11 protein-coding genes are annotated in these 14,352 nt (G+C 55.4%); 3 read left to right on the top strand and 8 right to left on the bottom strand.

The genetic code is table 11. The features are described 5' to 3' along the window. Nucleotides 1–110: 110 nt before the first annotated feature. From DXB92_RS02280 to DXB92_RS02270, 3 genes are read right to left on the bottom strand one after another with little or no spacing between them, the layout of a single operon-like run. Nucleotides 111–968 (bottom strand): hypothetical protein, encoded by an 858-nt coding sequence (locus DXB92_RS02280; protein ID WP_117732190.1) that lies wholly within the window; start codon nucleotides 966–968, stop codon nucleotides 111–113. Then, a complete protein-coding gene (locus DXB92_RS02275; protein ID WP_117732188.1) occupies nucleotides 965–1,669 on the bottom strand; it encodes a class D sortase in 705 nt (234 codons plus the stop codon). Before DXB92_RS02275 ends, DXB92_RS02280 begins: the two co-directional genes overlap by 4 nt. Further along, a complete protein-coding gene (locus DXB92_RS02270; RefSeq protein WP_242986589.1) occupies nucleotides 1,666–2,463 on the bottom strand; it encodes a hypothetical protein in 798 nt (265 codons plus the stop codon). The genes DXB92_RS02275 and DXB92_RS02270 overlap by 4 nt, the downstream gene beginning before the upstream one ends. A gap of 580 nt (nucleotides 2,464–3,043) precedes the next feature. Between DXB92_RS02270 and proS the strand changes: the two genes are divergently transcribed. From proS to DXB92_RS02255, 3 genes are all read left to right on the top strand, one after another. Beyond that, nucleotides 3,044–4,504 carry a proline--tRNA ligase gene (gene proS, locus DXB92_RS02265; protein ID WP_117732487.1) on the top strand — a complete coding sequence of 487 codons (1,461 nt, stop codon included), beginning with the start codon at nucleotides 3,044–3,046 and terminating at the stop codon, nucleotides 4,502–4,504. 316 nt (nucleotides 4,505–4,820) lie between these two features. Continuing rightward, nucleotides 4,821–5,816, top strand: a complete 996-nt coding sequence (locus DXB92_RS02260) for a biotin--[acetyl-CoA-carboxylase] ligase (protein ID WP_117732186.1) — start codon at nucleotides 4,821–4,823, stop codon at nucleotides 5,814–5,816. 54 nt (nucleotides 5,817–5,870) lie between these two features. Further along, nucleotides 5,871–6,548 carry a TIGR00266 family protein gene (locus tag DXB92_RS02255; protein WP_117732185.1) on the top strand — a complete coding sequence of 226 codons (678 nt, stop codon included), beginning with the start codon at nucleotides 5,871–5,873 and terminating at the stop codon, nucleotides 6,546–6,548. A 1,120-nt stretch (nucleotides 6,549–7,668) separates the two neighbouring features. On the opposite strand, the gene DXB92_RS02250 is transcribed toward DXB92_RS02255, so the two are convergent. The 5 genes from DXB92_RS02250 to DXB92_RS02230 all read right to left on the bottom strand — a co-directional run bounded on the left by DXB92_RS02250 (nucleotide 7,669) and on the right by DXB92_RS02230 (nucleotide 14,326). Continuing rightward, a complete protein-coding gene (locus DXB92_RS02250; RefSeq protein WP_181976865.1) occupies nucleotides 7,669–10,014 on the bottom strand; it encodes a DUF4125 family protein in 2,346 nt (781 codons plus the stop codon). Between the two features lie 4 nt (nucleotides 10,015–10,018). Continuing rightward, nucleotides 10,019–11,041 carry an aldose 1-epimerase gene (locus DXB92_RS02245; RefSeq protein ID WP_117732485.1) on the bottom strand — a complete coding sequence of 341 codons (1,023 nt, stop codon included), beginning with the start codon at nucleotides 11,039–11,041 and terminating at the stop codon, nucleotides 10,019–10,021. 275 nt (nucleotides 11,042–11,316) lie between these two features. Next, complete coding sequence (gene pgsA, locus DXB92_RS02240) at nucleotides 11,317–11,892, bottom strand: CDP-diacylglycerol--glycerol-3-phosphate 3-phosphatidyltransferase (RefSeq protein WP_021681613.1); 576 nt, start codon at nucleotides 11,890–11,892, stop codon at nucleotides 11,317–11,319. Next, the gene (gene rimO, locus DXB92_RS02235; RefSeq protein WP_117732181.1) at nucleotides 11,876–13,219 is read right to left on the bottom strand and encodes a 30S ribosomal protein S12 methylthiotransferase RimO; all 1,344 of its coding nucleotides are present in this window, start codon (nucleotides 13,217–13,219) and stop codon (nucleotides 11,876–11,878) included. The genes pgsA and rimO overlap by 17 nt, the downstream gene beginning before the upstream one ends. A 114-nt stretch (nucleotides 13,220–13,333) precedes the next feature. Next, nucleotides 13,334–14,326, bottom strand: coding sequence for a polysaccharide deacetylase family protein (locus DXB92_RS02230; protein ID WP_181976864.1), 993 nt, complete (start codon nucleotides 14,324–14,326; stop codon nucleotides 13,334–13,336). Between the last annotated feature and the right edge of the window lie 26 nt (nucleotides 14,327–14,352).

Raw genomic sequence — 14,352 nt, 5'->3', positions numbered from 1 at the left:
GATTACACGAAAGATTGAGAACACGTGCAATATATTCCCACAGATTCTCACCAACAAAACTCCCCCGGCGGGGCATACAGGCGGCTGCCGCCGCCGTAACACTACCCTTTTTACAGTTGAAATTGGGGCGTAGGGTCAGCGGCGACTCGCCGCACTCGCCGCACTAATAATACAACGCCTATTGCCAACAGCACGATGCCCGCCACCAGCACTGCCGTGGTGAGGGCAGTCATCGTGCCGGTGACTACTGCGTAAACAGCCGCCTCTTTCAGCACGAACCGGTGAATCACGCCTGTGCCGAAAACTACACCGGCTCCGACAGTCAGCAGTGCCCCTGCTCCGAAGCAGCCCGTGCCGATCCAGTAGCTGTTCCGCAGCAGCACCAGCAGCAGTACCGTCAGCACGCCGCAAACGCCTGCACCCGCAAAAGTCAGCGTCCGCAGCTTTTCCAGCTTGGACAGATAGCCGGCCTTCTGGAGCGTGTCCTTCCGCAGCAGGTCTGTGGCATCAGAGATGATCTTTTCCCCGTTGTCAATGGTTTCCTGCAACTTCTCGTTGTAGGTGTCGTCCTTGACGTAGTGGTTTTCTTCTGCGTATTTCTCAAAGTAATCCGTGATGCTGCTCTCCAGTGCCGAAAAATCAAGGAGATCACTGTCCGCCCCGTAGAGAGCCGTCAGCTTCTGCTCCATGCACTGCTCCAGCCAGTCCACAGAGATCGCGTCCATGTAGACATTCGCAGGAACGGCAGTGGTGTTGTAGTCGGTGGTGAAGCGGGTCTGTAAACTGTCGTAGACCTTTTGCCCGGCGTTTTGCTTGTGCATCTGGGCAATCAGCTGGGACGGACTGTGCAGGACGGAAATGCCCACGGCACAGCCGACTGTTCCCAGCAGGGAAAATACCAGCAGGATCGATAGGATCAGCCGCAGTACCAGCTTGCCCATGCCGCCGGAAGTGGTTTCAGTTTTCATTGGGTACCTCCTTTTCCGGCTTCGGTGTCGGTGTAGAATGCTTTATCCGTCAGCTTGCAGATCACGCCCACCCGTTTCGAGGACGAGCCGAGAAGCTGCATCTCACAGGTGTACAGTGTCAGACGGTCGTCGTCTGTCTGCTTCAGATAGGACTTGCTGGTGGATTCAAACTGGATCTGCTCCGTGACTTCATAGGTGAATTTGCCGTAGGTGGTGTAGGCGGTCACTGTGTCGCCCACTTGCAGCTGGGACAGGTCGTGGAAAAAGGTGTTCACGTGTCCGCTGATGACGGAGTTTCCCGACGCTCCCAGCAGAGCCGAAGCGGTGGTCAGACACGCTCCCTGCTCCAGCAATTCCGAGCCGCCGCCGTAGTAGACGGGAACGTACAGCCCGATGGATTTTGCTTCCAGCACAGCACACTGGCTGCCGTAAGCCACTGCGACAGGCGTACCCTCAGAATTCGTCTTGCCGGTGTAGCCGGTGTCAATGTCCGTCTGGACAATGTTCAGCCCGTTGGTGCCCTCTCCGGCGGCAGAGGTACTGCCTGCCATGAAAGCCACTTTGAGATAGGTTTTTGCCTGTTCATAGGGGCGGATACTGCACAGCAGCACAATACCGGCACAGAGCACTGTCACCAGAACCGGCAGCAGAAGCTGTGCCCATACAGGCAGAGAAATGGTGGAATCCGTTTTCTTTTTCATAGCGTTCCTCCTGCCTGTCCGGCAGTGCGGCGGCTGCGGAGCAGTAAGGCTCCCAGTCCGGCAGATGCCAGCAGAATCGCACCGCCGCCGATCAGTACCGGCACGGTGTAGGGAATTCCGGTAGCTTCCACGGTGTTTCCGTAGGTGGAAACGCCTACCAGGTTGCCGTTTTCGTCGTGAATGCTGACAGAAATGGCATCATCGGAAACGCTGTCCACAGAGAAGTTTACACCGAACGCCTTTCCCACGTCTGTCATGGCGGAGATCACGTCCAGCTGATCGCTGGTTTTCATCTGCTTGAGAAAGCTGTTTCGCTCCTCGTTGCTCATGTTCTGTACAAAGTCGTTCCGCTGGTCGGCAGGCAGGCTGTTGATGTACTCCACCTTTTCATTCAGCGTCATGTTCAGGAAATCTTTCTTGGCAGGGGCAGTGGTCTGTGCGGTTTCGCCGGCAGCCGCTGCGGCAGTTGCTGCCGTGGTTTCCGTGGTGCGGTTTTCTTCCGGAGCAGCCGTTGTGGTGCCCTTATTGATCTCCTCGTTGATCTTGTCATCTCGCTCTTTTGCCCAGTTGTCCAGTGCGGCGATCGCCTGATCGCACTGTTCAGAGGTGTACTCTCTGCCGCTGTACTGGGCGATACATGCCTGAATGTCCGACTCCGGCAGCCCTACAGCATAGGCGTGGGCGATCACATCACCCACAGAGGTTGCCGAAGCCGTCAGCGTTCCTGCACCGCAGCCCAGCACCAGAGCCAGTCCGCAGGCCAGTCCGGCAAGTTTTTTCGTAGTCTGTTTCATATGCTTGTCCTTTCTTGAAAATGGGGGGATTGTCTTTTGGCAATACCGCACAAAGATTGTGCGACAGATGCGTCGTCAAATTTTTCGTCAGATGAAACAAAAAGCGGAGTGAATACTTGCTGTATTCACGAGCATTTTTGTGAAATATGACGAGAAATTTGCAAGCAGATGGCGTGCAAAGTCGCCAGACGCTCTTTGTGCGGTATTGCCTTTTGATTCTTATTATACAGGAAAACCGCGGAGAAATCAATAGGGAATATTATGGCGGCACCGCATCAGTCTGCCTGACGGCGAGGATTTGCCTTATGGAAACACTGCATAAAGCCCGCCTGACGGCTTTGCACGCAATCTGCTTGCAGATTTTCCATCATATTGCCCAGAAATCCCTTGCCATACATCAAGTATGCCTGCGGAATTTCTAGGCAATCTGCCGAAAAATCTGACTACGCATCTTACGCACAAGCTTTATGCAGTGTTTCCTTACAAATCCAAGAATCCCCTTGCAATTCCGCAAAAAATATGCTATACTGAAAACAGACTGACGGTGCGTCTGCACCGGAAACAACCACAGGAGGATACTATGGCAAAAAAGAATCAGAAAATGGTGGAAGAGATCACGGCAATGGACGTGGATTTTGCACAGTGGTACACCGACATCTGCAAAAAGGCAGAACTCGTATCTTATACCAGCGTAAAGGGCTGTATGGTCATTCGTCCCTACGGCTATGCGATCTGGGAGAATATACAGCGGATTCTGGACGGCATGTTCAAGGCGACCGGTCACGTGAATGTCAACATGCCCATGTTCATTCCGGAGAGCCTGCTGGAAAAGGAAAAGGATCATGTAGAGGGCTTCGCTCCGGAAGTGGCATGGGTCACCTACGGCGGCAGCGAAAAGCTGGAGGAACGGCTCTGCGTCCGTCCGACTTCGGAAACCCTGTTCTGCGATCACTATAAGGACATCGTGCACAGCTACCGCGACCTGCCGAAGCTGTACAACCAGTGGGTCAGCGTGGTACGCTGGGAAAAGACTACCCGTCCGTTCCTGCGTTCCCGTGAGTTCCTGTGGCAGGAAGGCCACACCATTCACGCCACCGCAGAGGAGGCAATTGAAGAAACCGAGCGTATGCTGAACGTATACACCGACTTCTGCGAAAAGTGTCTGGCAATGCCGGTAGTCAAGGGCAGGAAAACCGAAAGCGACAAGTTCGCCGGTGCAGTTTCTACCTATGCGATCGAGGCTCTGATGCACGACGGCAAGGCATTGCAGGCAGGTACTTCCCACTATTTCGGGGACGGCTTCGCCAAGGCATTCGGCATTCAGTTCGCCGGCAAGGACAACAAGCTGGCATATCCGCACCAGACCAGCTGGGGCGTGACCACCCGTCTGATCGGTGCGATCATCATGACACACGGCGATGACAGCGGTCTGGTACTGCCGCCGGCTGTGGCTCCGGTACAGGCAGTTATCGTGCCCATTGCCCAGCACAAGGAAGGCGTTCTGGACAAGGCGGCAGAACTGTACAAGGCTCTGGCTGCCAAGGGAATCCGCGTAAAGCTGGACGATTCCGACAACTCTCCGGGCTGGAAGTTTGCCCAGTACGAGATGAAGGGCATTCCGGTACGGATCGAGATCGGCCCCAAGGACATCGAAGCCGGACAGTGTGTCGTTGCCACCCGCTTCAACGGCGAGAAGCAGACGGTCGCTCTGGACGAGAACTATGAGGCTCTGTGCGACACCGTCAGCGACCTGCTGGAGAACGTAGTGCCGCAGGGCATGTTCCGGAAGGCACTGGAAAACCGGACAAACAAGACCTATGTCTGCCAGACCATGGACGAGATCACCAAGGCTCTGGAAGAAAAGGGCGACGGTTTTATAGAAGCAATGTGGTGCGGTGACGAAGCCTGCGAGGACAAGGTCAAGGAAGTTACCGGCGTAGGTTCCCGCTGCATTCCGCTGGAGCAGAAGCACATCTCGGACAAGTGTGTCTGCTGCGGCAAGCCAGCAAAGCACATGGTGCTGTGGGGCAAGGCTTATTGATCCTGCGAAAGCATTTACAAGAAACATAAGGCAATACCACACAATCTTTGTGCGGTATTGCCCAAAAAACATAACAGCAACAGCCGTTCGGATTCCGGACGGCTGTTTTTTGCGGCGGTCAGCCTGTTGCCTGACGGCTTTACATGCAATCTGCGTATAAAGGAAACACTGAATAAAACCCGCCTGACGGCTTTTCACGAAATCTGCGTGCAGATTTTCACTTGACAAAACCATGAAAATTGTTTATAATACAAATATCGAAAGCCTGCGAAAAATATGAATTTCTGCAAAGACAAACAAAGGAGCATTATGCATCATGCGAGTAAAAGATGCCGTTGCCGCCTGCCTGACCGAAGCAAGCGGACAATATCTCTCCGGTGAAACGCTGGCACAAAAGCTGGGCGTGAGCCGAAACGCTGTCTGGAAAGCCGTCCGCCTGTTGCAGGACGAGGGTTTTCCCATTGAAGCCAAGAAAAAGACCGGCTACCGGCTGGCACAGGGCGTGGATCTGCTGACAGAAGAATCCGTCCGCCCGTATCTGCACAGCCGGATTCTGGGACACCCTTTATACGTCTATTCGGAACTGGGCTCCACCAACAACACCTGCAAAACGCTGGTGCGGGATCATGCCAGACACGGCACGGTGGTGGCGGCAAACTGCCAGACTGCCGGAAAAGGCAGACAAGGACGCACTTTTGTATCCCCTGCCGGTTCGGGGCTGTATTTTTCCATGATCCTGTCCGAGGCGGTTTCCCTACAGGACGCACCGCTGCTGACTGCCTGTGCTGCTGTCGCCGCCGCCAGAGCCATTGACGCTTTATACGGCACGCAAATGCAGATCAAGTGGGTGAACGATCTCTATCTGGACGGAAAGAAATGCTGCGGCATTCTCACCGAGGGCGGTGTCAGTCTGGAATCCGGCAAGCTGGAACATGCCATTATCGGCATCGGCATCAACGTCCGGAACACCAGCATTGCCATGCCGGAGGAACTGCGGCACACGGTCACTTCGCTGGAAGAAGCCCGTCCGGACATTCACGTCTGCCGTGCCCAGCTGCTGGCAACTGTGCTCTATGAAATGGAGCAGGTACTGCGGGAACTGCCCCAGCGGCGGTTTCTGGCGGAATACCGCAGCCGCTCCTGCCTCATCGGAAAGACCGTGGAACTGACAAAAGATGACGGTACTGTCAAAAAAGTGGCTGTACTGGAAATTGCCGACGACTGCGGTCTGGTCGTGCGGGACAGCTTCGGCAACGTGGAAACCCTCCACGCCGGAGAAGTGCACATCGGTGCAAAGGGATTACAGAGATAATCGGAGCATACATTCATACATTTGCTCTAAAAAATATACAGAAGGATTTACAACATGCAGTATCAAATTCAGGGACAGCCCTATCCGGTGGTCGTTCTGACCGTAGAGCCGGAGGAAACCGTTTTATGCCAGAAAGGGGCTATGGCATGGATGACCCCCAACATGGAGATGCAGACCAAGGGTGGCGGACTGGGCAAGATGTTCAGCCGTGCGTTCACCGGTGAATCCATGTTCCAGAACCACTACACCGCCAAGGGCGGACAGGGCATGATCGCCTTTGCTTCCGCAGTGCCGGGAGAGATCATGCCGGTGCAGATCTCGCCGGAGCGTTCCATTGTGGCACAGAAGTCTGCCTTTCTGGCTTCGGAAGCCGGTGTTCACTTCGAGCTGTTCTTCCAGAAAAAGCTGGCAGGCGGCTTCTTCGGCGGCGAGGGCTTCATCATGCAGAAATTCTCCGGAAACGGCATGCTGTTTCTGGAAGTAGACGGCAGCATGGTCGCATATGACCTGGCTCCGGGGCAGTCCATGATGGTGGACACCGGCAATCTGGCTGCCATGGAAGCAACCTGCACGATTGACGTGGAAATGGTCAAAGGCGTAGGCAACATGCTGCTCGGCGGCGAGGGACTGTTCAACACCAAGGTCACCGGTCCGGGACGCATCTGGCTCCAGACCTTGCCGCTGTCCGGTATGGCAGGGGCATTGGCAAAGGTGATGCCGTCCAGCAAGTAAGCCATTGCATTATTTCAAACAACACCGCACAAAGCTGTTCGTCAGACTTTGTGCGGTGTTGTTTTTTTGTATGCTATTTCGAGAGCAATATTCTCCCGTTGCGGCGGCGAGTCGCCGCTGACCTTACGCCCCAATTTCAACTGTAAAAAGGGTAATGTTACGGCGGACAAGCCGCCTGTTCGCCCCGCCGGGGGAGTTTTGTTGGTGGAAATTCAAAAGTCAAAAAAGCCTCCCCTGAAAGGGGTGACTCCCCACGGGGTGGGGAGATGCCCGCAGGGCAGAGGGGACCGCTCAGTACGAGGGGGACCGCCGTTAGGCGGTGGAGGGGTTTCCACATAAATATAAAAGATTTTACATAAGTGGAAAATTCTCTGTATAATCTTCGTGTGATATTTGACCTTGTAGTACAAGTGGAACGCGAACTCTTTTCTTTTTTTGCTTCTTTTTTTCTTTTCAGTAAAGAAAAAAAGAAGCGTAACTCCTTGTGAAATCAGTTGTACATGAAAGATGATAAACAGATAAACTTGCAAACGCCATACAAAATAAAGTCACCCATCTGCACCAAAAAGCACCTGAATATCAACATTACCGATACAGGCAAAGACAACAACCGGCGTTGGCAAGCCCCAGGCGGACAGCGAGGGAAACGAGCGAATTCCGCCGGACGGTTTCGACACGGCTGCACTAGAAGTTACGCTTCACGAGTGAATCCCTCCACCGCCTAACGGCGATCCCCCTCCCTTTTCAAGGGAGGCTTATCACAGCGGACTTGCAAACGCCGTACAAAATAACATTGACCACCTGCACCAGAAAACACCTGAATATCAACATTACCGATACAGGCAAGGGCAACAACCGGCGTTGGCGAGCCACAGGCGGACAGCGAGGAACGAGCGAATTCCGCCGGACGGTTTCGACACGGCTGCACTAGAAGTTATGCTTCACGGGTGAACCCCTCCACCAGCTTCGCTGGTCCCCCTCGTACTGAGCGGTCCCCTCTGCCCTGCGGGCATCTCCCCACCCCGTGGGGAGTCACCCCTTTCAGGGGAGGCTTACTCTCAAAGCACTTGCAAAGTCTAAAAAGCAAGGAAACTGCGACGCTTTTCAGAAAGCAAGATTCTCACAATTGCAGTGGGATTCCGCTCAGTGGCGTTTCTGCACACGCCTGTTCTGCGGCTTCCAGTGATGCATATCCGTATGCTCTGACGGTTTCCGCCATGGTCATGCACGCCAGATTTTTTCCAGCCTGATACAGCGACACCACCCAGCGGCCATAGCCATAGAGCACCTCAAAAGGATACACCGAAAGTTCCCCGCGGAGATAGGTTTCGTAGGAAGTCTGTGCCGTGGAATCCTCCGCCGTATGAATCGCACGGGCACGGCTGCCCAGATGCGGATACTTTGCCGTGAATTCCTCCATCCACGGAATCTGAATGGCAATGACTGCCTCCCGCAGCTGCACAAATTCCGGCGACAGTTCCGGCAGCTGGTCGGCAAAGCCGGCGTACAGCTGAGGATCTGTGCTCTCCATCATGCGGGCGTACTTTTCCATAATGGGATTCCGCCCCGCCTGCACTGCCGCGGTAAACGCCGCCAGCCACTGTTCCAGCAGTTCCTCCTCCCACGGCAGATACTGGCTCCGCCGCATGATCGAAAAGGTTTCCCAGTCGTCCTGACAGGCTGCCCTGCCGCCGATGCCCTGCACTTTATCGAACGTGCGGAATTCCAGTTCCGCCAGCTGTTCCACCGTGGCACGGTGCTTTTCCAGAGCCGCCGCCTGTGCCGCCAGCGTCTTGGCAGTATCCGCCAAAAACGGAGCCTGTGCCGTGGTTTTTTCGGTTTTGTCCATTGCTGTGCACTCCTTTCCGATTGCCGCACAAATGCTCTCGATCTGTCCGCTGCCGTCCTGCTCCGGCGGCAAAAGCAGCAGGTTTCGCAGGGATTCCGCCAGTGCTCCGAAACCCTCCAGTTCCGCGGTGCTCCGCAGAAGCCACTTCTCATAGGGAGCGTACTGGTTCCGGAGCAGATGACACGCTTCCATGGCATTTTTGCAGAATTCTGTCAAATACAGCTGTGCCGTGGCGTAGTCGCCCCGCTGCCGCATGCGGGGATAGTTGTACTGTCCGCACTGTGCCATGCGTCCCAGTGCCTGTGCCAGCCGCCGCAGCCGCACTTCCTCCGGATAGCCCAGCAACAGCTTTCGCCGCACCGCCGTGAAGCTGCCGGAGTCGTCCCGAAAAACTGCCCCGCTGCACGCCGCAGCCAGCATACCGGATTCGATTTCCAGCCACTGGGCTTCTGTTTCCGGCACGCCGTCTGTTCCCAGCAGCCGCCGGAAAAAGGCACTCTGCCGGCACACGCCCACTCTGCCGTCTGCTTCCGGCATGGCAACACGGGACACGCCGCAGTAGCTTTTCGGCAAAACGGCATAAGCGTTCCGCAGCTGCTGCACTGTTTCTTCCGGCAGATCGTCCGGCACCCAGATGCAGAAACCGGCTCCGAAATCGTGGTCGCGGGACAGGGCATCATCATAGCCCAGACACTCCGAACCCTCCCCCGCAAGACCGATCGCCAGCCGCGGCAAGACCGCCCCGAAGTTCCGTTCCAGCATCGGTTTCCCGAAAGCAATATAGTACCGTTCACAGAGCCTCAATCCCCGCTCCTCCGGACGGCCGCCGCCCAATCGGGCATAAGTCTGCTTCAGATTTTCCGACACGATCTCGTAGAAATTGTTCCGCCCCATGTGCAGCTCGATCTCCGGCAGGGCTTTTTCGTAGGCATCGGCAGCCTTGACGTATTCCCCCAGCTGATAGTACGCATCCCCGAAGCCGGCATACACGGCACTGGCGTGAAAATCCGAGGGCGTTTTGCCGATCAGAATTTTTTCCGCCTGCTGCAAATAGCAAAGTGCTTCTGCCGTCCGGTGAAGCCGGAGCAGAGAAACCGCCAGATTTGCGGCAGAAATGCCGGTACGGGTGGGATCGGGGTCATGCTGTACCAGTTCCAGAGCCTGTTTCAGACAGGTGCAAGCCTGCTCCCACTGCTCTGTTTCCTGATAGAGGAGAGCCAGATTATTCCAAAGGCTTGCCACACGCCCGTCGTCCGGCGGCAGCAGGCGGACATAGAGGGACTGCACGGTTTCGTAGGCAGCAAAAGCGTCCTCATAGTTTCCGGCAGCCCGATAGGCATTGGCACAGTTAAGCAAGGTCGTGGCATAGGAAATGGTATCGGTTTCACCGGTCTGCTCGAACAGTGCCCGTGCCGCGGCAGCAGTTTCCAGAGCCGCAGGAAACTTCCCGCAGTCCCGATAGAAGCCGATCTGTTCGTTCCGCAGCAGCTTTTCGCTGTCAGTGTCTGCCTCCGCCTGTGCCTGTGCAACGGCTTGGGTGAGCAGGGTTTCTGCTTCGTCCAGCCGGCACTGGTGCAGCAGGTCGTCCAGACGGGAGAGAGTTTGCTGTATCTGCATAGAGTTACGCTTCTTCCGGCAGCGTAGTGAAGAAATGCTGTGCCAGATAGAATGTAGCACCGGTGGACAGTTCGGTGAAGCCGGTCTTTTCTGCCGGCATATCCAGATTCGGTGCATCGATCATTGCGGTCATCGGCTCCGGACAGAAGTAGTGCTTTTCGCCGCGGTCGTTCCACAGGATCCAGAAGTGATAGCCGTCGGAAACCTCATAGCCGACACCCTTGCCGCTGGCGGTGTCGGTCATCAGCACTCCGCGGAACGGCTTGCCCCGATAGGTCAGCTTGCCGGCGGTGTACATGTCGTTGTCCACGATCCGCTTTACCGGACAGGTGGTACCGTTCAGGTATGCCTTATCGTAGTCGTTCAGCGGCAGGATCTCTCCGGTAGGCAGGCAGCGTTCGTTCAGTGTCCACTTTTCCACTACCGGCACTTGCAGGCGAATGTCTTCTTCTCTGGCTCCGTCTACAAAGGGGGCAGAAATGGTGGTGTGGGTTGCTACAGAAACCGGCAGCTTCTTCGGGGACTGGTTGGTAATGGAGAACTTGTACTCCAGACCGTATTCACTCAACACGAAGAAAAAGTCCGCTGTGAACCGCAGGGGCATGTACTGGAAGAACGGATCCTCCTCGTTGTATACATAAGAAGTCCGCAGCCATGCACCTTCCTCATTGGCGGAATATGCCACAACGTTGTGCTCCCGCTTATGGAGAAAACCGTGGATATGGTTGTGGAACGGAGCCGCTTCGTTCACCGGCAGCTGATAGGTCGCATCAGAGGTTTTCAGCACGCCGTCTGCAAAACGGTTCGGCAGGTACAAGGTCGGCAGACCCCAGACTTCCGCAGACTGCCTGATGTCCTCCGGTGTGTTGTTCTCGTCCCAGCGGAAAAATTCCACGCCGTTGGCATCGTCGTGAAGCCGCAGCACGTTCGAACCGATTCCCGGTGCGATCAGTGCGGTATAGCCGCCGGCACAAAGCTGAATGCATTCCATACCCTTCCAGTTGATTTTTGTTGCTGTGTTCTTCATAATATGTTCCTTTCCGGAATTCCCGTTCACCGGAGAATTCCAGCGATATTTTGGGCATTCTGACGAACTGTGCAGTCCGTAACGCCTATATGTTTGTTATTATAGCATATTTTTCTCGTTTTGTCTATAGAAGCAGGGAAAAATATTGGGATTTTCCAAGCACTCGCTCTTGACAAATCTGCCGCAGTGTATCAAACAGCAATGCAAAACAAAAAGCACATTGCCCTCGGAACCGCTCCGTTGGCAATGTGCTTTTTCTGTTTCTAGCTATAATCTTATTTGTCCCCGTCAATATACTTCCAGCAGCCCTTGAGATAGACCAGACCGGAGATAATGGTGAGGGCGGTGGAGATCCAGATCAGTGCTCCCAGAATCCACGTTTTCACGAAGTCCGGCACTGCCAGACCGAAGTCATACGCCAGCGACAGGTACGCCATAACGCCTACAATGGTCACCATGGTGAATGCGGTCTTCAGCTTGCCCCAGATGCCTGCGGCAATGACAACGCCTTCCTCCGCAGCCAGCAGCCGCAGACCGGAAACCATGAATTCCCGTGCAATGATGATGACCAGCGGAATTGCCGACATGCGGAATTCTTTCAGTTCCACAAACACCGTCAGGGCGGTGATGACCAGCACCTTATCCGCCAGCGGGTCGAGGAACTTTCCGAAGTTGGTCACCAGCCCTCTGGCACGGGCAATCTTACCGTCCAGCATATCCGTCAGCGAAGCCGCCGCGAAAATGACCAGTGCCCACAGAAAATGCAGCGGGATCGCGTCCACATACATCATCACCAGAAAAAACGGAATCAGGATCACACGCAGCAGCGTCAGTTTATTCGGCAGGTTCATCGGTTACCTCCTCCGCCAACAGGTCGTAGTCCATAGTGTCGAAAACTTCTACCGTGATATACTGTCCCAGACGCAGACGGCTGCTGCTTTTGATGAACACCTTGCCGTCAATATCCGGTGCATCGGCAGCAGTTCTGCCGAAGTAACAGCCGGCGTACTTGTCATATCCCTCAACCACCGCAGTCATTCGCTTGCCCAGCTTTGCCGCATTCTTGGCAGCACTGACTTCCGCCTGCTGCTCCATGAGAATATCGGCACGGTGGGCACGGACATCTTCGTCCACCTGATCTTCAAATTCGGCAGCCTTGGTGCCCTCCTCCTCGGAGTAGGCGAAGCAGCCCAGATGATCGAACTGCATATCCTGCACGAAGTCGCCCAGCCGGTTGAACTGCTCCTTGGTTTCTCCGGGGAAGCCGGTGATAAGCGTGGTACGCAGGGTGATCTCCGGCACCCGTTCCCGAATGTGGGTGATGAGATTCCGCAGGGTTTCCTCGTTGCCGGGGCGGTGCATTCTCCGCAGGATCTCCTCATCGCAGTGCTGGATCGGCAGATCCAGATAGGGCACCATATGGGGCTCCTCTGCCAGCACGTCCAGCAGTTCCTCGGTGATGCGTTCCGGATAGCAGTACAGCACCCGCACCCAGCGGATCCCGTCAATGTGGCACAGTTCCCGCAGCAGTTCCGGCAGCCTGGACTTGCCGTACAGATCGGCACCGTATCGGGTGGTGTCCTGTGCAATGACGATCAGTTCCGTCACATGGTGCTCTGCCAGCCAGCGTGCCTCGTCCAGCACGTCCTCCATGGGTACGCTGCGGTACGGTCCGCGAATGGCAGGAATGGCACAATAGGTACAGTTGTTGGAACAGCCCTCGGCAATTTTCAGATATGCGAAAAAGGGCAGGGTGGTAATGATCCGGTCGCCCTTCATTTCGGCATCGCTCTTTTTGCCGAACTGCACGACACGCTCTCCAGCCAGCACGTGGTCGAGAATGTCCACGATGTCCCGATTGTTGCCGATGCCAATAACGGCATCTGCCTCGGTGAACAGTTCCGCCGCTTCTTCCTGATAGCGTTCTGTCAGGCAGCCGGTCAGAATGATCTTTTTCAGGGTGCCGTCCTTTTTCAGGGCACCCAGTTCCAGAATGGTTTCGATCGCTTCTTCTTTGGCGGACTGGATAAATCCGCAGGTGTTTACGATTGCAACGTCAGCTTCACCGGGTTCTGTCACAAGCTGATAGCCGTGGGCACGCAGCTTTGCCAGCATACGCTCCGAATCGACCAGATTCTTGGAACATCCCAGAGAAACCATGCCTACACGAATTGGCATATTTTTTCCTCCATATGATCGTTGTGATAGAATATTACAGCGGACAAGCCGCCTGTTCCCTCTCCGAGGGATTTTTCCTTTCAAACAGCCTCCCCTGAAAGGGGAAGCAAATTATCATTGCCCCGCAGCAGCCACAGTTTCCGTGGTGGTTTCCGTTTCCGGAGCCGGTGTGGTCTGCGGTTCCGGTACGTCCGGATCCGGCGGCAGCTTATAGTTGGGGTTGGCGGGGTGCATGTTGAAAACGATCATGCCGTTCTCCATTTCCACGCCCCGATAATACGTCAGCTCGCTAAGGGTCACCAGCTGATAGCCCTGCTGCACCAGCGACGGCACGATCTGTGCCACTGCCGCAGCCGTTTCCCCGTAGATGTCGTGCATCAACACCACATCACCGTCCTCGATGTTGTTCAGGGTTGCACTGACAGTACTGGCAGTGTTCCGCGTTTTCCAGTCCCTGGTGTCCACCGACCAGAACGCCAGCGGTTTCCCCACGTGGCGGCGAACGTCATCGTTGAAATCCCCGTAGGGCGGACGGAGAAAATAGGGATACCGTCCGATCGCCTGCAAGATGCGGTCATCTGCCTGCTGGATCTCCTGCTGAAACGTGTTCGCATCTGCCTTGACCAGATCGGCATGGTTTTCCGTATGGCTGCCGATCTCACAGCCCAGCCCCACGGCACGCTGCATCACAGCACTGGTTTCGTCGTTGATGTTCTGTCCCACCACGAAAAAGCTGGCGTGTGCCTGATAGGCTTCCAGCGTGTCCAGAATGCTGTTGGTATACTGCCCCGGACCGTCGTCAAAGGTCAGTGCCACCATAGGCTTTGAGGGGTCGATATTGGCGTTCTCATCGATAAACGGCTGGCAGAGTCCTGCCGCAGTAGTAGTCGTCACTGTAGTAGTCACGGTAGTCGTTGTGGTTTCGGTTGTCGCTGCCGTTGTGGCTTCGGCTGTGGTAGAAACTTCCGCCGCCGAAGCTGCCGCCATAACGGCTTCCTGTGTCTGTTTGCCGTCGGAACGCACTGCATCGATTTTGGTGCAGGCTCCACCCAGCAGCACCAACGCTGCCAGCACGGCACATTTCGCGATCCTTCTTTCTGTCTGCATAATACCCCTCCAAATCTCCTGCTTGA

This window comes from Ruminococcus sp. OM06-36AC, from assembly GCF_003438725.1.
Lineage (GTDB): Bacteria > Bacillota > Clostridia > Oscillospirales > Ruminococcaceae > Ruminococcus_C > Ruminococcus_C callidus.
This window is presented reverse-complemented; position numbering and strand designations above follow the sequence as displayed.

Bases quoted from the DNA above. Each gene is read 5' to 3' on its own strand.
- DXB92_RS02280 (WP_117732190.1), bottom strand. From the start codon at position 968: ATGAAAACTGAAACCACTTCCGGCGGCATGGGCAAGCTGGTACTGCGG.
- DXB92_RS02275 (WP_117732188.1), bottom strand. From the start codon at position 1,669: ATGAAAAAGAAAACGGATTCCACCATTTCTCTGCCTGTATGGGCACAG.
- DXB92_RS02270 (WP_242986589.1), bottom strand. From the start codon at position 2,463: ATGAAACAGACTACGAAAAAACTTGCCGGACTGGCCTGCGGACTGGCT.
- proS (WP_117732487.1), top strand. From the start codon at position 3,044: ATGGCAAAAAAGAATCAGAAAATGGTGGAAGAGATCACGGCAATGGAC.
- DXB92_RS02260 (WP_117732186.1), top strand. From the start codon at position 4,821: ATGCGAGTAAAAGATGCCGTTGCCGCCTGCCTGACCGAAGCAAGCGGA.
- DXB92_RS02255 (WP_117732185.1), top strand. From the start codon at position 5,871: ATGCAGTATCAAATTCAGGGACAGCCCTATCCGGTGGTCGTTCTGACC.
- DXB92_RS02250 (WP_181976865.1), bottom strand. From the start codon at position 10,014: ATGCAGATACAGCAAACTCTCTCCCGTCTGGACGACCTGCTGCACCAG.
- DXB92_RS02245 (WP_117732485.1), bottom strand. From the start codon at position 11,041: ATGAAGAACACAGCAACAAAAATCAACTGGAAGGGTATGGAATGCATT.
- pgsA (WP_021681613.1), bottom strand. From the start codon at position 11,892: ATGAACCTGCCGAATAAACTGACGCTGCTGCGTGTGATCCTGATTCCG.
- rimO (WP_117732181.1), bottom strand. From the start codon at position 13,219: ATGCCAATTCGTGTAGGCATGGTTTCTCTGGGATGTTCCAAGAATCTG.
- DXB92_RS02230 (WP_181976864.1), bottom strand. From the start codon at position 14,326: ATGCAGACAGAAAGAAGGATCGCGAAATGTGCCGTGCTGGCAGCGTTG.